General features: G+C 72.0%; 20 protein-coding genes. 3 read left to right on the top strand and 17 right to left on the bottom strand.

All coding sequences use genetic code 11. The features are described 5' to 3' along the window. Window positions 1-140: 140 nt before the first annotated feature. Window positions 141-1,163 carry an MlaD family protein gene (locus tag WMF22_RS20520; RefSeq protein WP_012236328.1) on the bottom strand — a complete coding sequence of 341 codons (1,023 nt, stop codon included), beginning with the start codon at window positions 1,161-1,163 and terminating at the stop codon, window positions 141-143. A gap of 209 nt (window positions 1,164-1,372) precedes the next feature. Between WMF22_RS20520 and WMF22_RS20515 the strand changes: the two genes are divergently transcribed. Continuing rightward, window positions 1,373-2,113, top strand: coding sequence for an ABC transporter ATP-binding protein (locus WMF22_RS20515; protein WP_437300738.1), 741 nt, complete (start codon window positions 1,373-1,375; stop codon window positions 2,111-2,113). A gap of 25 nt (window positions 2,114-2,138) precedes the next feature. Here the strand turns inward: WMF22_RS20515 and WMF22_RS20510 are convergent, their stop codons facing one another. Continuing rightward, window positions 2,139-2,996 carry an MlaE family ABC transporter permease gene (locus tag WMF22_RS20510; protein ID WP_437300737.1) on the bottom strand — a complete coding sequence of 286 codons (858 nt, stop codon included), beginning with the start codon at window positions 2,994-2,996 and terminating at the stop codon, window positions 2,139-2,141. Window positions 2,997-3,011: 15 nt separating this feature from the next. After that, entirely contained in the window at window positions 3,012-3,902 is an 891-nt protein-coding gene (locus tag WMF22_RS20505) for an MlaE family ABC transporter permease (RefSeq protein WP_012236325.1), read from the bottom strand. 290 nt (window positions 3,903-4,192) lie between these two features. On the opposite strand from WMF22_RS20505, the gene WMF22_RS20500 reads away from it, so the two are divergent. Beyond that, the gene (locus WMF22_RS20500; RefSeq protein WP_437300736.1) at window positions 4,193-5,131 is read left to right on the top strand and encodes a DMT family transporter; all 939 of its coding nucleotides are present in this window, start codon (window positions 4,193-4,195) and stop codon (window positions 5,129-5,131) included. Between the two features lie 59 nt (window positions 5,132-5,190). Here WMF22_RS20500 and WMF22_RS20495 read toward each other — a convergent pair whose 3' ends face one another. The 4 genes from WMF22_RS20495 to WMF22_RS20480 all read right to left on the bottom strand — a co-directional run bounded on the left by WMF22_RS20495 (window position 5,191) and on the right by WMF22_RS20480 (window position 9,436). Further along, entirely contained in the window at window positions 5,191-6,936 is a 1,746-nt protein-coding gene (locus WMF22_RS20495) for a cation:proton antiporter (RefSeq protein WP_437300735.1), read from the bottom strand. Between the two features lie 140 nt (window positions 6,937-7,076). Continuing rightward, window positions 7,077-7,751, bottom strand: coding sequence for a glutathione S-transferase family protein (locus tag WMF22_RS20490; RefSeq protein WP_438036775.1), 675 nt, complete (start codon window positions 7,749-7,751; stop codon window positions 7,077-7,079). Between the two features lie 57 nt (window positions 7,752-7,808). After that, complete coding sequence (locus WMF22_RS20485; RefSeq protein ID WP_437300733.1) at window positions 7,809-8,780, bottom strand: NAD-dependent epimerase/dehydratase family protein; 972 nt, start codon at window positions 8,778-8,780, stop codon at window positions 7,809-7,811. Continuing rightward, window positions 8,777-9,436: a class I SAM-dependent methyltransferase gene (locus WMF22_RS20480; protein ID WP_438036774.1), complete on the bottom strand. Its 660-nt coding sequence runs from the start codon at window positions 9,434-9,436 to the stop codon at window positions 8,777-8,779. Before WMF22_RS20480 ends, WMF22_RS20485 begins: the two co-directional genes overlap by 4 nt. Before the next feature lie 423 nt (window positions 9,437-9,859). On the opposite strand from WMF22_RS20480, the gene WMF22_RS20475 reads away from it, so the two are divergent. Continuing rightward, window positions 9,860-12,496 carry a S8 family serine peptidase gene (locus tag WMF22_RS20475; protein WP_438036773.1) on the top strand — a complete coding sequence of 879 codons (2,637 nt, stop codon included), beginning with the start codon at window positions 9,860-9,862 and terminating at the stop codon, window positions 12,494-12,496. 9 nt (window positions 12,497-12,505) lie between these two features. Here the strand turns inward: WMF22_RS20475 and WMF22_RS20470 are convergent, their stop codons facing one another. From WMF22_RS20470 to WMF22_RS20425, 10 genes are all read right to left on the bottom strand, one after another. Further along, window positions 12,506-13,633 (bottom strand): RtcB family protein, encoded by a 1,128-nt coding sequence (locus WMF22_RS20470; RefSeq protein ID WP_438036772.1) that lies wholly within the window; start codon window positions 13,631-13,633, stop codon window positions 12,506-12,508. Continuing rightward, entirely contained in the window at window positions 13,630-13,953 is a 324-nt protein-coding gene (locus WMF22_RS20465) for a ribosome-binding factor A (RefSeq protein WP_437300729.1), read from the bottom strand. The genes WMF22_RS20470 and WMF22_RS20465 overlap by 4 nt, the downstream gene beginning before the upstream one ends. A gap of 325 nt (window positions 13,954-14,278) precedes the next feature. Beyond that, window positions 14,279-14,995 carry a hypothetical protein gene (locus WMF22_RS20460; protein ID WP_438036771.1) on the bottom strand — a complete coding sequence of 239 codons (717 nt, stop codon included), beginning with the start codon at window positions 14,993-14,995 and terminating at the stop codon, window positions 14,279-14,281. Window positions 14,996-15,067: 72 nt separating this feature from the next. Next, window positions 15,068-16,441 (bottom strand): 3-deoxy-7-phosphoheptulonate synthase class II, encoded by a 1,374-nt coding sequence (locus WMF22_RS20455; protein WP_437300727.1) that lies wholly within the window; start codon window positions 16,439-16,441, stop codon window positions 15,068-15,070. A 172-nt stretch (window positions 16,442-16,613) separates the two neighbouring features. Next, window positions 16,614-17,516 (bottom strand): hypothetical protein, encoded by a 903-nt coding sequence (locus WMF22_RS20450; protein ID WP_437300726.1) that lies wholly within the window; start codon window positions 17,514-17,516, stop codon window positions 16,614-16,616. Between the two features lie 150 nt (window positions 17,517-17,666). Further along, entirely contained in the window at window positions 17,667-19,382 is a 1,716-nt protein-coding gene (locus tag WMF22_RS20445) for a serine/threonine-protein kinase (protein ID WP_437300725.1), read from the bottom strand. A gap of 317 nt (window positions 19,383-19,699) precedes the next feature. Beyond that, complete coding sequence (locus tag WMF22_RS20440; protein ID WP_012236312.1) at window positions 19,700-19,870, bottom strand: hypothetical protein; 171 nt, start codon at window positions 19,868-19,870, stop codon at window positions 19,700-19,702. Between the two features lie 265 nt (window positions 19,871-20,135). Further along, window positions 20,136-20,966 (bottom strand): RNA polymerase sigma factor, encoded by an 831-nt coding sequence (locus tag WMF22_RS20435; RefSeq protein WP_438036770.1) that lies wholly within the window; start codon window positions 20,964-20,966, stop codon window positions 20,136-20,138. Then, window positions 20,963-21,340, bottom strand: a complete 378-nt coding sequence (locus WMF22_RS20430; protein WP_438036769.1) for a hypothetical protein — start codon at window positions 21,338-21,340, stop codon at window positions 20,963-20,965. Before WMF22_RS20430 ends, WMF22_RS20435 begins: the two co-directional genes overlap by 4 nt. A gap of 217 nt (window positions 21,341-21,557) precedes the next feature. After that, a complete protein-coding gene (locus tag WMF22_RS20425; RefSeq protein ID WP_437300722.1) occupies window positions 21,558-21,875 on the bottom strand; it encodes a PEGA domain-containing protein in 318 nt (105 codons plus the stop codon).

Raw genomic sequence — 21,875 nt, 5'->3', positions numbered from 1 at the left:
GTCAGGGCCGGCGGGGGCCCGACGGCCCACGGACGTACATCGCGCTCACGCCCGGGGCGCTCACGCCCGGGGCATCGGCCCGGCGCGCGGTCGCGCACCCTCACAGGACGCGCGCCCTCACAGGACGCGCGCGGCGCCGCTCACTCGCGCCAGAAGAACTTCCAGGGGTTGTGCTTGAGGTCTCGCGCGAGCTCCTGCAGATCGTCGAACAGTTGCTCATCCATCACGAGCGCGCCGACCGTCCCCTTGCCGCGCTTCACGTGGGCGAGGACCTCCTGGGCGTCGGCGGTCGCAGCCCTCGCCCTGCCCGCGATCTCGGCGATGTCGTCGAGCGTCTTCCTGATCTTGACCTGCTCGGTCTCGCCGCCCACGGTCGTCGAGAGGCGGCGCGCGTTCGCCAGCGTCTCGCGCGCGTCCGCCATGAGCGGCGGCAGATCGCGCGCGGCCGTCCCGGTCAGCTGATCGGTGTTCGCGAGGATGCGGTCGATCTGCGGGTTGTTCACGTACCGCTGCCGGGCGTCCTTCACGAGATCCGTGCCGTCGACGCTCATCTGCTCGACGTTCTCGGCGATGCGATCGAGCCGATCCTGGTTTCGGTGCATGAACTCGCCGGTGCCCTTCAGCGTCTTCCGGAGCCCGTCGAACGCCTCCCCGACCTCTTCGCGGTGCTCGCGCATCGCCGAGACCGTCGCGTGCAGGAGCTCGTAGCCCTCGGCGAGCAGCATGTCGAGGCGCGGCGGATCGAGCCCCCGGACGACGGCGTTCGGCGGGATCACCGGCCGATCGGTCGAGCCGGGCTCGATCGCGAGGAACTGCTCGCCGAGCACGCCCTGCGTGGTGACGTAGAACGTGGCGTTGTCGTGGATGCTCTGCTGGTAGCGTTCCTCGAGGCGCAGCTGGATCCGCACGAGCGGCTCGCGCTTGCCGTCCTTGCCGAGCTTGCCGCCGCTGAAGTGGATCTCGCTCAGCTTGCCGATCTCCACGCCGGCGATCTTCACCGGCGCCCCGGTCTGGAGGCCGCCCGGGTTGTCGAAGTCGACGTAGATCGAGTACTTCGGCTGGAAGTTGACCCCGCCCATCACGAGGATGAACGTGGCGAGGAGCCCGAGCGCCGTCAGGATGAGGATCCCGACCTTGACCTCGATCGATCGCGGGCTTGCCATGAGTTCGTTATCTTCTCCGATCTGGCGGCGGCCGGGGGAGGGAAATAGGCCAGGATCCACCTGCCGCAGCGCGATATTCCAGCGGGCGGCGTGACGCTTCGCGCAGCCATTGCTTTGACGCAACCGCGCTTCTCGCTTCTTCTCTCGTTTCTGCCCTCGCTTCTGCCCTCGCTTCTTCTCTCGCTTCTTCCCGGAATTACCAGGTCCCGATGATTTCGTTCCGAAATGTCCGAAAGTCCTTTGGCCCCAAAGATGTCCTCAAGGATGTCTCGTTCGACGTCGAGGACGGCGAGGTGTTCTTCATCATTGGGCAATCGGGGGTCGGGAAGAGCGTGCTCATCAAGCACCTCGTGGGGTTGCTCTATCCGGACGGCGGGGAGATCTGGCTGGACGGCGAGGAGGTGAGCCGCTTCGACGAGGCCCGGATGTACCCGGTGAGGATGAAGTGCGCGATGGTGTTCCAGCACTCGACGCTGTTCGACTCGATGACGTGCGCCGAGAACGTCGCGCTCCCGCTCCGCAAGCACAAGGGGCTCAGGCCGAAGGAGGCGCTCGCGGAGGCGCAGCGGCGCCTCGAGCAGGTGCATATGCGCGAGTTCGGGGACCGCTTCCCGCCGGAGCTCGGCGACGGGATGCGCAAGCGCGTCGCCATCGCCCGCGCGCTCACGCTCGACCCGCGCTACGTGCTCTTCGACGAGCCGACCACGAGCCTCGACCCGGTGAGCGCGCGGCGCGTCGACAAGCTGATCCGCGAGCTCAGCGACACGCTCGGCGTGACGAGCATCGTCGTGAGCCACGACCTCGTGAGCATCTTCACGATCGCCGACCGCATCGTCATGCTCTACCAAGGTCTGGTGCGCCTGCTCGGGGATCGCGCGGCGTTCCAGGGCTCGCCGGATCCGGTCGTGCAGCAGTTCATCACCGGCAGCGCCGAGGGGCCGATCGAGTGAGGCGCGGCGCGGCGGGGCCGCCCGCCTAGCGGAAGATCAGGAACGCAGCCGCCGAGATCAGCATGTTGAGCATGATGACCGCGAGCGAGGAGTTCACGACCGCGCGCGTCGTCGCCCAGCCCACGCCCTCGCTGCCGCCGAAGGTCGACAGCCCGGAGTGGCCGGAGACGACCGGGATCGCGGCGCCGTAGGCCACGCACTTCGCGAGGCCGGTCGCGAGATCACCCGCGTCGACGAGGCTGACGTTCATGAACGTCTCGGGGCTGACGTCGAACATGCTGTACGCGGTGACCATTCCGGTGGTGAAGGAGACCGCGGCGCTCCAGACGATGAGGCACGTCGTCATGAGGAGGCTCGCGATGAACCGCGGCTTGATGAGGTAGTCGATCGGATCGGCCGCGCACATGCGGAGCGCGTCGACCTGCTCGGTCACCACCATCGAGCCGATCTCGGCGGCGATGCCCGCGCCGACCCGCGTGGCGAGCATCAGCGCGGCGATCGACGCGGCGAGATCGCGGACGAGCAGCTCGAGGTACGTCGCGCCGAGCATGGTCAGATCCGGGATGACCCGCTTCGCCTGCTGGCCGGCCTGAAAGACCATGATCATCCCGATGAAGCCCATCACGACCGTCAGGAAGAACAGCGATTTGTTGCCGATCTCGTACATCTGCTGGAGCACCGCGCCCGGCTCGCGGCGCCCCTTCGCGCAGTAGTAAAGCGTCCTTACAAATACCGAGTAGAGCTCGTGCGCCGACCGGAAGAGGGACAGCGCGGCGGCGCCGATCGCGGCGACGCCGGACGCCTCCGGCGCGAGATCCCTGAGCTCGCTCGAGGGCGGGCCGGCGCTCGGGCGATCGGGGGAGCTCTTGTCCGGGGAGGGCATGCGCGGCGCGGCCGATCAGTCGAGCGTGAACGAGACGAAGTAGTCGAGGATGAAGATGCCGGCGGCCGAGGCGACGACGGTCGCGTTGACGGCGCGGCCGACGCCGGGCGCGCCGCCGGTCACGCCGAGGCCGTACTGGCAGCTCGAGAGCGCGAGCACGACGCCGAAGACGACGCTCTTGACGAGGCCGCTCATGACGTCGCCGATGTCGAGCAGCCCGCTCGTGAGGCCGTTGTAGAAGACGGCCGGGGCGACGCCGAGGAGGAGGTCGCCGGTCAGCGCGGCGCCGAGCAGGGCGAGCGCGTCGGCGAAGATCACCGAGAGGAGCAGCGTCAGCACCATCGCGAGGAAGCGCGGGGCGATGAGGAAGCTCACCGGGTCGATCGCGAGGACGCGGAGGGCGTCGATCTGCTCGGTGACGACCATGGTGCCGAGCTCGGCGGTGTTGTTGGCGCCGACGCGGCCGTTGATCATGAGCGCCGTGAGCAGCGGGGCGATCTCGCGGAGCGTGCCGAAGCCGGCGCCCCAGCCGAGCAGGCCGTGCGCGCCGAAGCGCTCGACCAGCGGCGCCGCCTGGATGACCATGATCGCGCCGGTGAAGAGGGCGGTCACGACGACGATGGGCATCGACTTGACGCCCATCCTGTAGAGGTTGCGCATGAACTCGGCGCCGTCGACGCGGAGCGTGGCCACGCGCGCCGCGATCTTGCCCGCGAGCACGGCCATGCCGCCCACCGTGGCGGCGATCTGGAGGAACGAGCCGCCGAGCTGGTGGACACCGGAGGGCTCCTGCGCGATCGGCGCGCGCGGCCGCTTCACGGGCGGCGCGGGCGGCGCGCCGGACGAGGCGAGCGCGCCGCCGCCGTGAGCGCGCGCGGCGGTGCCTGGGCCAGCAGGAGACGTCATGGGAGACGGGAGCTTAGCCCAAGGCTCCCGGGGAGCGCGGCGCGATCTGGCATCCCGAGAGGCTGGCGCCCGAGAGGTCGAGACCGCTACCCAAGCAGGAGATCGTCCTCTACCTGAAATGTGCCCGCCTCCCTTCGAGGCAGCCTCGTACGGTGGCAAACGCGCGCTCCTGCGCGCAATGCCGGCGCGCCTCCCGCCGGAGGAGCGCGCCGACCTGGAGGCGGGCTGTCGGCGACGATGTCCGGTCCCCTGGTGGAGCGAGCCTGGTGAAGAGCAGAGAAGCAGAGGTGATGTCCCCTCATGAGGGCGTGGGCGCGTTGACGGGCGAGATCCGGGCTGGCCTCCTCGACGACGGCCGGACGTTCGCCGTCCTGTCGGCGGCGACCTTCGCGCTGAAGGCGATCTTCGTGAAGCTCGCCTACGCCGCGCACCCCGTCGACGCGGTGACGCTGCTCGCGCTGCGCATGGGCATCGCGCTGCCGTTCTTCCTGTGGCTCGCCCGGCGGGAGCGCGGCGCGGCCGAAGGGCCGCTGACGGCTCGCCTCTGGGGAGGTGTGCTGATCGTCGGGTTCCTCGGATACTACCTCTCCAGCCTGTTCGACTTCATCGGGCTCACGTACATCAGCACCGGCCTCGAGCGGCTGATCCTGTTCGTGTATCCGACGCTCGTCCTCCTCATCGGCGCAGCGTGGCTGAAGCAGCCAGTGCACGGCAAGGCCTGGGGCGCGCTCGCCGTGTGTTATCTCGGGCTCGGGGCGGCCGTCTGGCACGATCTCGAGCAATCCGGGGACGCGCGGGCCGTCGCCATCGGCGGAGCGTGGGTGTTCGCGAGCTCGGTGACCTACGCGCTCTACTACATCGGCGTCGGCAAGCTCGCCTCCAGGGTCGGCTCGACGCGCCTCGCCGCGTACTGCGGGGCGGCCTCCTGCCTGATGGTGCTCGCGCACTACGCGGCGGCGGGGAGCCCGGTCAGGCTGGGCGAGCTCCCGGCGTCGGTCTGGGGGTACGCGGCGGCGATGGCGACGATCAGCACGGTGCTCCCCATCGTGCTGCTCGCCGCCGCCATCCGGCGGCTCGGCGCGGGCCGCGCGGCGACGTTCTCGACGCTGGGCCCGGTGCTCACGATCGCGTTCTCGTGGGTCATCCTGGGCGAGCCGGCCACGTGGCAGCAGGTCGTCGGGCTCACGCTGGTCGTGGGCGGGGTGAGCTGGCTCGGCAAGTCGAGGTGAACCTGCGCCCCGCTCGGGAGCGCCGGGGCCGCGGGGCGCGGCGCATGGCCGCCGCGAGGTCAGGCGTCGCGCACCGCGGGGCGAGGCCCTGGTGAGCCGCTGCCGAAGAGCTCGCTCCGGACGCGATCGCGCTCGCGTTCGAGCTGCTCGGACGTCGCGCCCAGCCGCACGAGGAGGCGCTCGGTCATCGAGAACGCGACCTCCGCCTCGCCGGTCACAACGACGTCCGCGCCCGCCTTCTTCAGCGCGGTCACCTCGCGCAGGTAGAAGGCGCGGGCGAGGACGAACAGCCTCGGATTCACGCCCTTCGCCTGCTCGATGACCCCGTCCCCGGGCGCGCCGGCCGCCGTGAACAGCAGGCTGTCCGCCGTCCCGACCCCGGCCCGCTCGAGGATCTCCCGCTGCGTGGCGTCGCCGTAGATCGCGCGGATGCCCTGGTCCTGCAGCTGCTTCACCGTGTCGAGGTTCAGCTCGACGACGGTCGGCGCGATGCCGTTCTCACGGAGCAGCCGCGTCAGCGTCTTCCCGACAGGGCCGTAGCCCACCACGACGGTGCGGTGGGCGTGCTCGTCCAGCGAAGCGGCCTCGGCCTCCGTGAGGGAGGCGTCGCGCTGCCGGAAGAGCGCGGACGTCCATCGCGCGAGGCGATCGCGGAAGCCGAAGAGCACCGGGTTCAGCGTGATCGACACGATGGCGGCGACGACGAGCGTCTGCTCGGCCTCGACCGGCAGGACGCCGAGCTTCTTGCCGAGCGCCGCGAGGATGAACGAAAACTCCCCGATCTGCGCGAGCGAGAGGGCCACGGCGAAGGCGGTCTGGAGGGGGCGGCGGAGCAGCACCGTCACCGCGAGCGCCGCGAGCGGCTTGCCGATCAGCACCACCGCGAGCGTCCCCGCGGCCAGCTGCCAGCCCACGGCGAGCTGCGCCGGGTCGAGGTGCATCCCCACCGAGACGAAGAACAGCACGGCGAACGCGTCGCGCATCGGGAGCGCCTCCGACGCGGCGCGCGAGCTGAAGTCGGACTGGCCGACGACCAGGCCGCCGAGGAAGGCGCCGAGCGCCATCGACGATCCGAAGAGGATGGCCGAGCCCACGGCGACGCCGAGCGCGACGACGAGCACCGTCAGCGTGAAGAGCTCCCGCGAGCCGGTCTTCGCCACGTACCCCAGCAGCGCGGGGATGAAGCGCTGTCCGACGATGAAGATGAACGCCACGAGCCCGGAGAGCTTCAGGACCGCGATCCCCACGGACACGGCGACGCCCGCCGCGCCCGCGCCCGCGGCCTCGCCCATCACGGCGGGGAGCAGCACGAGCACCAGCACGGTGAAGACGTCCTCGAGCACGAGCCAGCCGATGGCGAGGTGGCCTGCGGGGGTGTGCAGGACGTCGTTGTCGCTGAGGACCCGGGTGAGCACGACGGTGCTCGCCACCGAGATGGCGACGCCGAAGACGACCGCCGCGCCCCACGTCCAGCCCGCGGCGCGGCCGACCAGGGCGCCGAGCGCCGTGGCGACCGCGATCTGGATGAGGGCGCCGGGCACGGCGATCTTGCGCACGGCGAGGAGCTCGCGGACGTGGAACTGCAGGCCGACCCCGAACATCAGCAGGATGACCCCGATCTCCGCGAGCTGGTCCGCGAGCCGCTTGTCCGCCACGAACCCCGGGGTGAAGGGGCCGACGAGGATGCCGGCCAGCAGGTAGCCCACGATGGGGGACAGCCTCAGGCGCTGGGTGACGAAGCCGAGCGCCAGGGCTCCGGTGAGCCCGCCCGTGATCGTGAGGATAAGATCGAGTTCGTGCGGCATGTCCCCGTCTAGCGCTTTCCGTCGCCGGCCGCCGCCTCGCGGTGCGGCGCCGTCGGTGATCCCGGGCGCGGCGTGGGCCGCGCTCGCCTCTACCTATCTGTCTATCTGTTTACGTGTTGCATTACGTGTTGCATTACGTGTTACATGCCCACGACGCCGATGGCCTCGTACGCCTCGATGATGTGCGGCTCCTCCCTGGCCTTCGCGATCCACGCGTGCATCGCGGGCAGCGCGAGGATCGACGCCACGTAGCGCCGGGAGACCGCGTCGAGCTCGACGCCGTACGTGTCGAACCGCGTCGCGACCGGCGCGTACATGGCGTCCGCCACGCTGAAGCGCCCGAACAGGAACTCGCCTCCCTGGCCAAAGCGCGATCGGCAGTCGTTCCATATCGCCTGGACGCGCGCGATGTCCTGCGACGCCGCGTCGGTGATCGCCACGCCCTGGATCTTCCGCCGCACGTTCATCGGCAGCGCGGTGCGGAGCGCGGCGAAGCTGCTCGCCATCTCGGCGCTCACCGATCGCGCGACGGCGCGCGCGTCGCGCGCCTCCGGCCAGAGCTTCGCCGCGGGGAAGAGCTCCGCCGCGTACTCGGCGATCGCGAGCGACTCCCAGATCGTGAGCGCCCCGTGCTGCAAGGCCGGCACCTTGCCCGACGGAGAGTAACGCTGGATCTCCAGGGTGCGCGTGCCGGGCGCCTGGAGAGGGATCACCACCTCTTCGAAGTCGGCGCCAGCCTGCTTCAGGACGAGCCAGGCCCGGAGCGACCACGATGAATAGGTCCTGTTCCCGAGGTAGAGGGTGAGCTCAGACATGCGCGGACTCTACCACCGCGGCCGACCCGCGCGGCGGCGGCCGCGTCGACGGCGCGCTCACTGCGCTCGTCGCGCCAGCTCGCCCCCGAACACCTCGCTCGCCAGCGCCTCCACCGCCATCCGGACCGCCTCGTCGCTCGTGTGGCGCACGCGGAAGCCCAGCGCCGCCAGCTTGCCAGGATCCATCCGCGATCGCGGCACGTCGCCAGGCCAGCCGCGCTCGCCCCCCTGATACCGGATCACCGCGTCCGGATAGGGCGACGCCGCCACGCACAGCTCCGCGATGCGCGAGACGCTCGTCGCGTCCTCGGGCGCGAGGTTGTGGATGTTGAGCCGCTCCCTGGCCTGGTCGAAGCCGAACAGCATCCCCTCCACGCAGTCCCGGACATCGAGGTACGGCTTCGACTGGCGCCCGTCGCCGAGCACCTCGAGCTCCGTCCGCCGATCGCGCAGCTTCTTCAGGAAATCGAGCGCCGCGCCGTGCGTCCCGCGCGGCCCGACGACGTTGCCGAAGCGGTAGATCCACGCCGTGAGGCCGAAGCACTCGACGTAGGCGCTGATGAGCGCCTCGCCCGCGAGCTTGCTCGCGCCGTAGAGCGAGATGGGCAGGGCGCCGAGATCGCCCTCCGCGCACCGGCGCGCGGTGTCGCCGTAGACCGTCCCGGAGGACGAGAAGATCAGCCGGCTGACGGCCGTCCGCCGCATCGCCTCGAGCACGTTGTACGTCGCGATGGTGCCCTGATCGAGGTCGAGCCGCGTCCGCGCGAGCCCCCAGCGCGCCTCGGGGTTCGCCGCGAGGTGCACGACGAGGTCGTGGCCCGCCATGGCCTCGGTGAGCCGCTCCAGATCGAGGGCGTCGGCCTCGACGAGCGTCGCGCGCCCGGAGGCGAGGTGCGACGCCACGAACGCGCGGCGCCCGACAGAGAGGTTATCGTAGATCGTCACGGGGCCGCGCTCGACCAGGCGATCGGTAAGGTGGCTCCCGATGAACCCGGCGCCGCCGACGACGAACGACCTGAGCTCCGTCATCGCGCGCCTCCCGTGATTCCCGCGGCTCCCGCGGCTCCCGTGGTCAGGCGCTCGATCCGCGCCGCGAACTGGAGGCGATCCTGGGTCACGAGGCGGAACGGCAGATCGTGGATCCGGAGCGGCCACTCGAGGCCGGTGACGCGGCCACCCGCGCCGCGCACGAGCGCGACGAGCTCGCCCGGCGTGAAGTACGTGCCCCGCACCTCGACGCCGGGCGCGGCGTTGCCGGCGCGATCCATCCAGAGCAGCACGCGCTCCGAGACCGGGCCGAACCGGAAGTGATCCTTGAGCGCGACGACGCGCGACGCGACCCGGAGCGCCTCGGCGAGCAGCGCGCCGGGGCGCGCGGCGTGGTGCAGCACGTCGGAGAGGAGCACCGCCTCGAACGTCGCGTCGGGGAAGGGGAGGCGCTCGCCGTCATAGCCGATGACCGGCAGCGCCGCCCCGGGACGCGCCTTCACGTCCACGCCGACGACGCGGCGCGCCCCGACCAGGCGCGCGACCTCCAGCGCGACCGTGCCGTCGCCCGCGCCCACGTCGAGCAGCGACGCCGCAGGGCCCACCTGCGCGGCGAGCGCCCGCGCGACGCGGCCCACGCGCGGCACGTGGACCAGGCGATGGTGCAAGGAGAACAGGGCGCGCTCGAGGACCGTCATCGTGCATCCGAGCCCCGGCGCCGCCCGCGCCGGAGAGTCGCGCCACGCTAGTCGAGCGCTCGAGGACCGGCAACGTCCGGGGCCGTCCCGCGCCGCCGGAGGCCGAGGCGGCCTCGTGAGCGCGACGAGCTCGTACGCCGCGGCATGGCAGGACAGCGACGACATCACGAGATAACGACCTCTCGAGGGCGCCTCTCATGGCGCCCTGGGCTCCGCGCCGCCGCGCCGCCGCGCCGCCGCGCTCCGTCGCGCGTGGCAGGGCCGCACAGCGCAACTCTCGTTACGCCCGACCCGAAAGGGCGGCTGCTCTGAAACAACCACTCTTCCATGGTCTGCGACAATGACGGTCCGTGGCGCGCGCCTCCCTCCGTTCTCGCACCGCTCACGCTTGACCGATTCGCGTCATCGAACATAGCTGAATCGATGATCGGAGCGCGCGGGAAGGGGCGTGTGAGGTGCGGTGGTTGTCGGCTCGTTCTGGCATCTCTCTGGTTCGCGCTTTCAGGGTGCAGCGGAGAGACCGGAGACAAGGAGGCGGGCCGGGACACTGTCCCTCCGGACGACTCGGAGCCAGGCGAAGCGACGTTCGCGCCGGAGGAGGCCACGGAGCTCTGGTTCGTGGAGTTCGAGCGAGCGCCGGTCGCGAGGGCCAGCGGGGGCGCCCGCGTCAAGGGCCTTGTCGAGGAGGAGCGGGAGCTCTTCCGGCGAGCCGCCGTGGCCCGCGGGCTCCGGTACAAACAACGCTTCTCGTTCGAGGAGCTCTGGAACGGCCTCTCCGTCTGGGTCGCGCGGGAGAGCTCGGCCGCGCTCGTGGACATGCCCGGGGTCAAGGCCGTCTACCCCGTGGTGCCGGTGGAGCTCGACACAACGCGCGCCGCGCCGGCGGTCGACCCGGACCTCGCCGTCGCAGGCGAGATGTCGGGCGCGGACATCGTGCGCCGAGAGCTCGGCGTGACCGGCGAGGACATCCGCGTCGGCGTGATCGACAGCGGCATCGATTACCATCACCCCGATCTCGGAGGCTGCTTCGGCCCGGGCTGCCGCGTGGCGTTCGGCTATGATTTCGTCGGCGACGATTTCGTCGCCAGTGACGCGACCAAGCCGCCCGTGCCCGACGGAGAGCCGGACGATTGCCTGGGCCATGGCACGCACGTCGCCGGCATCATCGGGGCGAGCGGGGTCGTGCAGGGCGTGGCCCCGGACGTGACCTTCGGCGCTTACCGCGTGTTCGGCTGCCGCGGCGGCTCGCGCGCCGACATCATCCTCAAGGCGATGGAGCGGGCTGCCAGCGACGGCATGCACGTCATCAACATCAGCATCGGAACGCCGTTCCAGTGGCCTGACTATCCGACGGCGACGGCGGCGAGCGCGCTCGTCGGGCGCGGCGTCGCGGTCGTCGCGTCGATCGGCAACAACGGCGAGAAGGGGCTCTGGGCCGCGGGCGCGCCCGGCGTGGGTGAGGCGGTCATCGGCACCGCGTCCGTCGACAGCACGCGCGTCACCACCCTGTCGTTCACCGTCGCGCCGGGCAACGCCGTGATCGGCTACACCCGCGGCGCCGGGAGCCCGCCCGCGCCGCTCTCGGGGAGCGCCGCCCTCGCGCGCACGGGGACGACCACCAGCGCCCGCGACGCGTGCGCCGAGCTCCCCGCCGGCAGCCTCGCGCGCCAGATCGCGCTCGTCCGGCGCGGCGGCTGCTCGTTCCACCAGAAGGCCGCGCGCGCGCAGGCCGCGGGCGCCATAGGCGTCCTGTTCTACAACGACCGGTCCGGGGCGATGAGCCCGTCCGTGGAGGGCGACCCGCCGATCACCATCCCGGTCGTGGGGATCGCGCAGGCCGACGGCGAGCTGCTCGACGCGCGCCTCGACGCCGGGCCCGTGACCCACAGCTGGACCCATCGGGCCGTGGCCGCGCGGAACAGCACCGCGGGCCTCGTCTCCCGCTTCAGCTCGCACGGCCTGAGCGCGGCGCTGTCCTTCAAGCCCGATCTCGCCGCGCCCGGCGGCACGATCTACTCGACGGTGCCGATCGAGCAAGGCTCGTACGACACGCTCAGCGGGACGTCGATGGCGGCGCCGCACGTGGCCGGGGCCGTCGCGCTCCTGCTCGCCGCGCGCCCGGAGCTGTCCGCGGGGCGCGTGCGCGACGTCCTCCAGAACACCGCGGTCCCCGCGCCGTGGGGCGGCGATCTGGGCGCCGGCGTGCCGGAGAGCGCGCACCGGCAGGGCGCAGGGGTGATCCGCGTCGACCGGGCGATCCGCGCGACCACCTTGATCAGCCCTGGAAAGCTCTCGCTGGGAGAGAGCGAGGCCGGCCCCGCCCTGCGCACGCTGACGCTCGAGAACTCGAGCGGGCGCGACGTCACCTACGACCTGTCGCACGCGCCCGCGGCGTGCGCGACAGGGGGCGACCACTGGGCGCCGGCGAGCGCCACGACCGGCGCCGCGCGCGTCGATTTCAGCGCCGCGAGCGTGACCGTGCCCGCCGCCGGGAGCGCGATCGTCTCCGTCACCGTCACGGCGAGCGACGCGCTCGCGGAAGGCGGCCTGTTCGGCGGCTACCTCGTGTTCACGCCGCGGGGCGGGGCGGCCGACGGCCTGCTGCGGGTGCCGTATGCGGGCTTCAAGGGCGATTACCAGAGCCTGCCCCTCCTCAAGCGGTCGGGTCCCGGGGCTCCGTGGCTCGGCAAGCTGAGCGGGACACGCCTGACCAAGCAGCCGCGCGGCGCGGCCTACACGCTGGCGTCGGACGACATGCCCTACGTGGTCGTCCACCTCGATCACGGCGCGGAGCTCCTGACGCTGGACATCGTCGACGCCGCCACGGCGAAGCCGTGGGGGCGCGCGCTGATGCTGTCCCACGTCGGTCAGAGCGCCTCCGCGACGGCGGTCACGCGGTATGGATGGAAGGGCACGACGAAGCTCGACGGGAGGCACACCGTCGTCCCGGACGGGGATTACCTGATCGAGCTCCGCGCGCTCCGGGCGCTCGGCGATCCGGACAACGAGGCGCACTGGGAGACATGGACGTCGCCCGTCGTCACCCTCGACCGGCCGTGACGGGTCCGCTCATGGCGCCTTGTAGACGAGCACCGGCCAGAGCCGGCGGACGACGCGCACGAGGTCGCGTTGCGCCCGCATGACCGCGCCGATGTCCTTGTAGGCCGAGGGCGCCTCCTCGCGCAGCCGGTCCGCGAGGCGGTGATCGAACCACACGCCCTCGGCCTCGCGCAGCAGCTGCCGCGCGCCGATGCGGCGGCGCGCCTCGCCCCGCGGCAGCGCGCGCCCGGCGCCGTGCGCTGACGAGCCGAGCGCCTCGGGGTGGCCGCGCCCCTCGACGTGGAAGCTCGGGCTCCCCATCGACCCGGGCACGACGCCGGGCTCCCCCTCGGCGAGCCCCATGGCGCCCTTGCGGTGCACCCAGAGCGCGCGTCCGCCGTGCTCCTCGCGCCGGACGTGGTTGTGATCGATCTCGATGCGCGACGACGCGTCGGCGTCCACGCCGAACAGCTCGGCGAAGAGCGAGAGGGCCTCGGTGACCATCCGCGCGCGGCTCGCCCGCGCGTACCTCGCTGCCCAGGCCGCGTCATCGAGGTACGCGCGCCCGGCCTCGCTGTCCGCGTCGAGGAAGCGGACGCCCGACGGGTCGCGCGCCGCGAGCGCCTCGTGGTGCTGCCGGATCGCCGGGCCCATGGCGCGCGAGCCGCTGTGGAGGAGCAGCCACAGCGCGCCCTCCTCGTCGCGTTGCACCTCCAGGAAATGGTTGCCCCGGCCGAGCGTGCCCAGCTCCATCCGGCCCTCGCGGTGCTTCATCGCCTCGATGCGAGGCGCGCCGAGCCGCGCCTCGGCGAGATCGCCGGGCAGCGGCGGGGCGCCGGCGGCCGGGCGCAACAGGTGCGGGACGCGGCGGCGCAGCGCGGAGAGGAGCTGCGCCGCGCGATCGCGATCCGCGAGCAGATCGGCGTCCGCGCGGAGCCGCAGCGCGACCATACCGCAGCCGATGTCGCCGCCGACCGCCGCCGGCAAGAGGCGACAGGTCGTGGCGGTCACCGTGCCGACGCACACGTCGTCGGCCACGTGCGCGTCGGGCATGACCGCGATGTGCGCGACGTCGTCGGTGCGCGCGAGCCGCGAGAGCGACGCGCTGAGCGCCGCGCTCGCGCCGTCCGGGAGCCACGCGGAGATGCGCGCGCTCACGGCTCTCCCTCCGGCGGCAGCACCTGAAACGCGAGCGTCGGCGCGCGCTTGCGGGTGATCGCCCCCGCGACCTCCGCGCGCACGTAGCCCGCCACCTTCTCCAGCCGCGCCGCCGCCACCTCCGGCGGCGTGCCAGGCCTGACCTGCACGATCACCGCGAGCCGGCTGGCGTCCGGCGCCGGCTCCACACCCATCACCCAGACGTCCTGGAGGACGTCGTCGCGGAGCGCGGCGAGCGCGTCGCTCACCGCCTCCTGCACCTGACGGCAGAGCTGGCGCTCCTTGCGCTGCGCGCTCCGCGCCGCCGTCCCACCGAACAACGAACCTGCATCCACGACGGAGCGCGCGCGTTCGCGGCTCCGCGATCGATCTTTGCCCATGCCATGCTCCCGAGGGCGCGGCGACGCACCTACGCGTCGGCCGCGCTGTTCCAGCGACACGCGAGATGAGCTCGGGGATGTGAGCCTCGCCGGCGCGCTCAGGGGCGCGTCAGGCAGAGGCTCGTCGATGCAATGGGGTGCACGGCGGGCCTCCTTCGCCGCGTAGGGTGCACGAGCGAGGGCCGCGGCGCAAGGCGCGCCCGGATGGCGGACTGCCCCCGCGGTGATTCATCGGTGGAGTCGCGACGGATCGCCAGTGATCGCGCTACATGGCCTGCTGGCGATGATGATGATGCGCCGGCGCCGCGCACTGGTACTTGGCGACCCTGGCGACGACGCGGAGCATCCGGCGCATGACGAGCCTCCCGAGCGGCGCCGTCAGCGCGTCCAGGAGGAACAGCCGCCGCCTCGTCCGCGTGTCGGTCGCGCGGATGCGCGACTCGTACGCGAGCAGCGTCCGGCGCTGTCCGTAGGGCATCACGACGAAGCTCGCCGCCGCCTTGAAGTGACCCGCGCAGTCGAACGACTTGAACTCGGCGGCGGTCCGCCTCGTGAACAGGCTCTCCACGCTGAACAGGCGCTCGATCGAGCCGATGACGATCTCGGAACCCTCCTTTTCGGCCAGCTTCGACTGGCCGTGATCCTCGATGTTCTGGAGCGACATCCGCACGCGCGCCGGGAGCGGCGCGAGGCGGAGCCTGCGCCGGGCGCGCCGCACGGCGGCCAGGCGGAGCGCGAAGACCGCGCGCAGCAGGAGAGAGCGGCTCCTCGCGAAATCCACCCTCTTCAGCGTGGCGTACGTCACCTCCGGCGGCGCCATCACCACGACAGCGTGGTTCATGACGATATCGGCCTCCGGCAGCAAATGTTCGAGCAGCGTGGGGCTGGCGCCGGAGCGCTGCGGGCACTCGTGCGAGGTATCCGTCGCGGCTTGCTCTCCGCCCTGTCGGCTCTCACCCTGTTCCGTCGAGATGGTCTGCATGGCGAACTACCCCCTGCGGGTGTTCATTGGGCAGCCTCGACGGAACGCCAGCAGGAGACTCCTGCCCTCGACTCAGCCCTTCGCGCGCCGGGAGGCCTCCGCCATGCGGTGGGCGATGCGGAACGCCATCTCGAGCGACTGGCGGTAGTTCAGCCTCGGATCGCACAGGCTGGCGTAGCGCTGGTCGAGATCGGACTCCGTGAGCCCCGCCCCGACGCACTCGGTGACATCGTCGCCCGTGAGCTCGAAGTGGACGCCGCCGAGGTGGGATCCCATGGATTCGTGCACCTCGAAGCTCGCCTCGATCTCGGTGAGGATATCCTCGAAATTCCGTGTCTTGATCCCGCTGGACGTCGTCTGGGTATTGCCGTGCATCGGGTCGGACATCCAGAGCACCTTGCGCCCCGCGGACCGCACCGCCTCGATGAGCGGCGGGAGCCCGTCGCGCACGCGGCCCGCGCCCATGCGCACGATGAGCACGATCTTGCCCGGCTCGTCCGCCGGGTTGAGCCGGTCGAGGAGGCGGATCACGTCGTCGCGGAGCGTCTTCGGGCCGAGCTTGATGCCCAGCGGGTTCTCCACGCCGCTGAAGAACTCGACGTGCGCGCCGTCCGGCTGCCGCGTGCGCTCGCCGATCCAGGGCAGGTGGGTCGTCAGGTCGTAGAAGCCAGGCCGGCGCGCGACCTTCCGCGTCTGCGCGGACTCGTAGTGCAGGTTGAGCCCTTCATGGCTCGTGAAGAACTCGACCCGAGAGAGCTCCCCGACCGGCACCTCCGCGAGCGCCTCCATGAACCGAAGGGCCTCCCCGACCTGCTCTGTCATCCGCTGGTATCGCTCGCGCAGCTCCCCGGGCAGATCCGCCCGCTCGAGGAAGCTCAGGTCCCAGTACTCCGGGTGATGCAGATCGGCGAAGCCGCCCTCCGACAGGGAACGGATGAAGTTCAGGGTGATCGCCGCGTGCTGGTATCCCGCGATCATCAGGTTTGGATCGGGGCGCCGGGCGGAGGCGTCGAAGGGAGCGCGATTGATGAGATCCCCGAAATAGCTGGGCAGGCTCACGCCATCGCGCGTCTCGACGGGGCTGGAGCGCGGCTTGGCGTACTGCCCGGCGAAGCGCCCGAGGCGCACCACCGGCCGGCGGGCGCCGTGCACCAGCACGAGCGACATCTGGAGCAGGATCTTGAGCTTGTTCGTGACGATGTTCGGCCGGCAGTCGTCGAGCGTCTCCGCGCAGTCTCCCCCCTGGAGCACGAACCGGCGGCCGAGCTGCGCTTCGGCCAGATAGCCTTTGAGCCGCTCGACCTCCCACGAGGTCACGAGCGGCGGCAGCGCCCGGAGCTTCTCGACGGACACCTGGACGGCATCGGGATCGTCATAGGGGAGCGGCGCGGCGTTGAACCGTTCACGCCATGAGTCCGGCGACCAGGGTTGAGCAGGAACGTACATGAGTTGAGCCCTATTATGGCAAGGCTCCCACCTGCGCAACCCTCGGTCAACGTCATCGATTCGCGCGTGAGACGATGGGCGCGCGGGCGCGGTCATCGGCTCGCAGGCGCGGTCATCGGCTCGCGAGCGTGGTCATCGGCTCGCGGGCGCGGTCATCGGCTCGCAGGCGCGGTCATCGGCTCGCAGGCGCGTCGGCCGCCCGGGGCGATGGCCCGGTGCGCCCCTCGATCGCCTGGATCGCCGCCTTGATCTCTCCCGCGATCGAGGCGCACGCCGCCGCGCACCGGCTCATGCCCAGAAAGCCGCACCCCTTGCCCTTGCTGGTGATGAGCGGCGCGAGCACATCGACGGCGCGCCGATCGCCATCGGTCGTCGCGCGCGCCAGCAGGGCCTGCCTCGCCTTGCAGGAGGGCGCGATCCGGAGCTCGTGGGCGATGCGCAGCGCGGGCGTCGCTCGCCCCAGGACCGCGGCCTCCGCGAGCCGCTTCGCGGCGCGCTCCTTCAGCGCGGAGCTGCCCACCGCGAGCTCGTAGAGCAGATCCGCCCCGTGGCTCCCCATGCCGCTCGCCATGAGGTCGAGCGCGCCCGAGGCCGCCTCGGGCGGTCCGCCGGCGATGCTCGAGACGATGCGCTTCACGTCGTCGTCGGCCGCCGCCCCCGGATCGAGCTCCAGCAGCCGCTTCGCCGCGGCGAGCGCGGCGGCGTGGTAAGGCGGCGGGAGCGCGTGGCGCAGCATCAGCGCGCGGAAGATCGCCGGATCCTTCGGGTAGCGCGAGGCGAGCGCCTCCAGCGCGAGCACGCCGCCCGCGGTCGCCGTGGCGAGCTCGTCGGCGGGGACGGCATCGGAAGGTCGCGGCGCGATCGGACGCCGGAGGCCGGAGCTCGACGGCGGCGCGCGCTCTGCGCGCGAGGCCGCCTCGAGCCGGGAGAGCGAGACGCCGTCGCGCAGCAGCGCCGCGGCGAACACGACGGCCACGAGCGCAGCCGCGCCCGTGGCGAGCCAGCGCGCCGCGGGCGGCGTCCGCGCCAGCAGGGAGGCGCGCGAGCCCGAGGCGTTGCCGCCTGCGCCGATCACGGTGGTTGTTCCCGCCTGTGTGCCCGGTCTATCGGGGGTGCTGGCCTGGCGGGCGCTCGTCCCAGGTGCCTGCGCTGGCATGGCTTGCTCCCCCCTAACACACGCCCGGACAGCGGCCCATGGCCCGCGTCCTGCGGCCCGGCCGCGAGCTCATCGCCGCTGTCCTCGCCACTGGAACAGGGCGGCGGCGCCCGCGGCGAGCACGCTGATGAGGAAGAGCAACGCGTCCCAGACCGGCCACGCGATGCCGATGGCGCGCTGCAGGAGCACGGCCTCGACGAGCCGCACGAGCAGCGACGCGGAACCGTAGGCCACGAGGGCGATCACGACGGGCGTCGTGAGCCGCGGCGCGAGCGCGCTCATCCGGGCGTCGTCCCGCCAGACACGCCGGAAGACATAGAAGCCGCCGAGAAGCCCGACGCCGAACAGGGCGCACAGGATCCCGAGCGTGAGCAGGGTGGCGCCCTGGCCCGACAGGGCCGCGGCGTCACTGCTCGCCGCGCGCGCGAAGCCGGCGAGGCAGCTGACGAGGCCCGCGCCGAGCCACCCAAGGCCGAGGCTCACCACGAGGAAGACCATCTGCCGCGTCAGGTACGCCTCCGACGACGCCGAGCCGGGAAGGCCGAAGGCGTGCGAGAGCGCGTAAGGCCGCCCGAGCACGACGGACGCGCGCGCGAGCGACGCGCGAGCGCTGGGCGGCCCGGGCGCGGCCGCTTCCTCGTAGGGCGCGAGCTCGCTGGCGAGCTCGCCCATCGAGGCGTGGCGGCCCTCTCTCTGCTTCGCCATGGCGCGCTGGACGATGGCCTCCAGGCCCGGCGGGATCTCCGGGTTCAGCGATCGCGGCGGCGGCGGCTCCTCCGTCATGACCGCGAGGAGTACTGCCGTCGGGTCGCTGCGCTCGAAGGGGCGCTGCCCGGTGAGCGCGTGGTAGAGGACCGCCCCCACGGCGTAGATGTCGGCCCGAGGATCGATCTCCTCCCCCTTCGCCTGCTCCGGGGCCATGTACGCCGGCGTTCCGAGCACCATGCCGGTCCTCGTGAGCGTGGACGGCGCGGAGGTCTTCGAGATGCCGAAATCGAGGACCTTCACGGTCGGACACGCAGGGTCGCCCGTGAGGAAGATGTTCTCCGGCTTGATGTCCCGGTGCACGATGCCCGCGGCGTGCGCGGCCGCGATGCCGTCGCACACCTCGCGCGCGATCCGCACCGCGGCGCCGGCCGGAAGCCGCCCTCCCGACCCTGCGAGGAGCTCGTCGAGGCCCTTGCCATCCAGGTACTCGGCGATGATGCACGGACGGCCGTCGCTCAGCCGGTTCACGTCGAAGATCTCGACGATGTGCGGGCTCCGGATCGACGCTGCGGCCTCGGCCTCGCGCTGGAACCGCGCGAGGACGGTGGGCTGCTGGGAGAGCTCGGGGTGGAGCGTCTTCAGCGCGAACCGCTTGCCCGGGATGCGGGTGTGGTGCGTCTCGTAGACGCGGCCCATGCCGCCTTCGCCGAGCAGGCGGATGACGTGGTACGCGCCCGCCACCGTGGTGCCGACGAGGGGGTCCGCCTCCGCCGGCTCGCTCTCCGCAAGGCTCGCCGCGCTCCCCGTGGGAGGAGCGGGTGGACGGACCGTGTCGGCGGTCGCGTCGTGCGCAGCCGCCGCTGCGAGCCCCTTGGGGAGCGCAGCGGGGCGGACCGTCTCGGCGGCCAGCTCGTGCGCCGCCGCGCCCGACCCGGAGGGAGGGGGAGCCCCCGCGGGAGGAGGCGGCGGCGGAGGGCGAACCGTCTCCGCGGTCGTGGAGGTGACCGCAGCGGCGGCGGCCGCGGCCTGCGCTCCGCGCACGGCGGCAAGCGCGGCCTGCCGCTCCGTGTCGCTCATGACGCGGGTGGGGCCATCGCCCTCCTCGCCCCCTGCAGAGCGAGACGAAGGCACGGCAGGAGTGCCCGAGCGACCGGGCGAAAAGCTCGAATCCGACACGCTCAGGGCCTCGCTCCCATGGATCCGGGTCGAACCTCACCAGAGGCGAGGATCGACGAGTCGTCGCCAACGCGCGGGCGAACACCGCGAGGCGACGCTACCACGGATCGCGCCGCGCGAGGGCGCCGACCTGCGGAACCGCGATCGGCACGTGATGTCGAGGTGTTCGCGCGGCCGGACTGGCAAGTGTCGCGCGGTGCGTAACGGTGGTCAGCCGGTCAGCTCGCGGGCTGCTCGACCTGGACGGGCTTCTGCTTGGCAGCCTTGCGCTGCTCCGCATCGAGCAGGCCGATCCGCGCCTTCTGGCAGCGCTTCAGGCGCTTCTTCTTGAGCGGGGTGGCGAGCCATTCGTGACGCAGACGGACATTCCACTTCGGAGTATTGGCCATGATCGTAGGACTTTCTCTGCGAGGGCGGCGGAGACTACACAAACGTGCGGGGGCGTCAAGCTGTCAGTGGGGTCGCCCGCTTCGTATTTTTCGCTCTCGGCTTGTTGTTTGTGCCGGTTGTGCCGTTCGCGCCGTTCGCGCCGTTCGTGCGGATTGCGCCGTCTGTGCCGTCTGACGTCGCGTGGTCGCGTGGGTGTGTGCGGCGCCGTGCGTGTTGCGTTCTGTCCCTGTCGTCCGTGTGTTGGTGGCGCTGGCTCGCTGGTCCTTACCACGGCGCCGGCGGGGCGGTCCTGGCAATGGCAGCGCGATCGTCGATCCGCTGCTGGAGGCGGCGCCAGAGCGCGCGTGCAGCGGGCGCGGGGACGGGCGGGAACGCGCGCACGGTGTGGAGCATGGTCGCGGCGCTCGTGTCGAGGGGGCGCTCCGACGCGGTGAGGGCGCACAGGGCGCTGCGGCGCTCGGCCGACTGGCGCGCGACGGCGGCGCGGAAGTCCGCGCGGGCGAGGCGCAGGCGGGAGCGGACCGTGTTCTCGTTGAGCGAGAGCTGGCCGGCGATGTCGGCCACCGCGACGCCAAGGAGATCGTACATGACGAGGATCACGCGCCGCTCGGGCGCGATCTTCAGCAGCAGCGCCGTCACGATCTCGGCGCGGTCCGCGCCCGCGAGCGACTGCTCGGGCGTCGGCGTCGGGGCGCGCCCGTCGAACGGCCAGGACACGCCGGCCCCGGAGGGGATCTCGCGACGCCGGTGAGCGCGCGCGTGGTAGTGGCTCGTCTTTCTCCATGCGATGCCGAACAGCCATCGATGCAGCGCCGCCTCGGGCGTGATGCGAAGGGGCGGCGGTCCTGCCGCGGCGAGCACGCCCGCAGGGGCCGCGTGGAAACGCCATGGCTCGTAGCTCGACAGGCCGCGATAGGCCGCGAGAAAGACCTCCTGGAGCATGTCGTCCAGATCGTTCACCGAGACACCCAGCCAGCGGAGCGCGTGATGAAGGAACGGCAAGCCCACGGCATAGACCGTCTCGAACGACGGGCGCGTCGGCGCGGACGGCGGCGCCGACGGCGGCGCGGACTGCGAGGAACGCGGCGGCGTCATCCGGAGCCTCGTGGCGCCGGGAGCTCCGCGCCGGCGCAGGTGGGGTAGGGGCGCGGCGCAGGCCGCCCGGATGGCACGTCGAACGCCGGCTGCGGCCGGAGCCAGCGCTCGACCGGCTCGAGCTCGACGAGCATGTCCAGGGAGGTCCGGAGAGAGAGGCGAAAGTCGTCGTCCTCGGCGGCTCGAGCGCTGTGGAACGCCACATAAAACAGCACGGTGCCCAGCTGCATCGCCCGCGGATCTCCCCGGCGTTGCAGGAAGCGATCGGCGAGATCGCACAGGGCGTGAAACAGGCGGCCTCCCGGACGACAGCTCTCGGGGCCGCACACCTCGAGGGTGGCGCACCGGCGGGCGCGCCGAGCTGATTGGTTCATGGAAGGCGCGCGCGTCTTCGTCACGCGCGCCTTCGGACTGCTCCGATTCGGCATGATTCGGTCCCCCGTGAAGTGGAGATCGGGATGGATGCCGCGTGCATCCACCCCATGGATTACGGAGACCGCGTGGAGATGATTTCGTCCTGTGCTCTCGCGCGTGCGCCCCGGTGAGGGGGCGGCTGCGTCAGGGCCGGCCGGTGCCGGCCCCGCGAGATCGTCAATCCGGCACGGGCGTGAGCTGCACCTGGAGGTGGATCGGCGGGGCGCCGCTCCTGGCCTCGACGAGGCGGTCCCAGGCGAAGTAGCCGGCCTTCTCCACGGTGATCCGGTGCGCGCCGGGCGGCAGCGCGACGCCGTGGGCGGCGACGTAAGCGAGCGCGCCGATGTACTGGTCGTCGATGGTGACCGACGCGTCGGGCACGTTCCCCTTCACCCGCAGCGAGACCGTCGCCGGAGCGCGCGCGACGCACGCCGACAGCCCGAGCATCAGGAGCGCCGCCGTGGCGCGCGTCCGCTTCGCGCTCGCGCTGGCCAT

Source organism: Sorangium sp. So ce204 (genome assembly GCF_051526795.1).
Taxonomy (GTDB): domain Bacteria; phylum Myxococcota_A; class Polyangia; order Polyangiales; family Polyangiaceae; genus Sorangium; species Sorangium cellulosum_B.
The sequence above is the reverse complement of the archived record's forward strand: the minus strand, read 5'-3'. Positions and strand labels throughout refer to the sequence as shown.

Coding starts and splice junctions, on each gene's coding strand:
- WMF22_RS20520 (WP_012236328.1), bottom strand. CDS start 1,163: ATGGCAAGCCCGCGATCGATCGAGGTCAAGGTCGGGATCCTCATCCTG.
- WMF22_RS20480 (WP_438036774.1), bottom strand. CDS start 9,436: ATGACGGTCCTCGAGCGCGCCCTGTTCTCCTTGCACCATCGCCTGGTC.
- WMF22_RS20460 (WP_438036771.1), bottom strand. CDS start 14,995: ATGCAGACCATCTCGACGGAACAGGGTGAGAGCCGACAGGGCGGAGAG.
- WMF22_RS20510 (WP_437300737.1), bottom strand. CDS start 2,996: ATGCCCTCCCCGGACAAGAGCTCCCCCGATCGCCCGAGCGCCGGCCCG.
- WMF22_RS20505 (WP_012236325.1), bottom strand. CDS start 3,902: ATGACGTCTCCTGCTGGCCCAGGCACCGCCGCGCGCGCTCACGGCGGC.
- WMF22_RS20495 (WP_437300735.1), bottom strand. CDS start 6,936: ATGCCGCACGAACTCGATCTTATCCTCACGATCACGGGCGGGCTCACC.
- WMF22_RS20475 (WP_438036773.1), top strand. CDS start 9,860: ATGATCGGAGCGCGCGGGAAGGGGCGTGTGAGGTGCGGTGGTTGTCGG.
- WMF22_RS20435 (WP_438036770.1), bottom strand. CDS start 20,966: ATGACGCCGCCGCGTTCCTCGCAGTCCGCGCCGCCGTCGGCGCCGCCG.
- WMF22_RS20440 (WP_012236312.1), bottom strand. CDS start 19,870: ATGGCCAATACTCCGAAGTGGAATGTCCGTCTGCGTCACGAATGGCTC.
- WMF22_RS20485 (WP_437300733.1), bottom strand. CDS start 8,780: ATGACGGAGCTCAGGTCGTTCGTCGTCGGCGGCGCCGGGTTCATCGGG.
- WMF22_RS20515 (WP_437300738.1), top strand. CDS start 1,373: ATGATTTCGTTCCGAAATGTCCGAAAGTCCTTTGGCCCCAAAGATGTC.
- WMF22_RS20425 (WP_437300722.1), bottom strand. CDS start 21,875: ATGGCCAGCGCGAGCGCGAAGCGGACGCGCGCCACGGCGGCGCTCCTG.
- WMF22_RS20490 (WP_438036775.1), bottom strand. CDS start 7,751: ATGTCTGAGCTCACCCTCTACCTCGGGAACAGGACCTATTCATCGTGG.
- WMF22_RS20445 (WP_437300725.1), bottom strand. CDS start 19,382: ATGAGCGACACGGAGCGGCAGGCCGCGCTTGCCGCCGTGCGCGGAGCG.
- WMF22_RS20500 (WP_437300736.1), top strand. CDS start 4,193: ATGTCCCCTCATGAGGGCGTGGGCGCGTTGACGGGCGAGATCCGGGCT.
- WMF22_RS20455 (WP_437300727.1), bottom strand. CDS start 16,441: ATGTACGTTCCTGCTCAACCCTGGTCGCCGGACTCATGGCGTGAACGG.
- WMF22_RS20430 (WP_438036769.1), bottom strand. CDS start 21,340: ATGAACCAATCAGCTCGGCGCGCCCGCCGGTGCGCCACCCTCGAGGTG.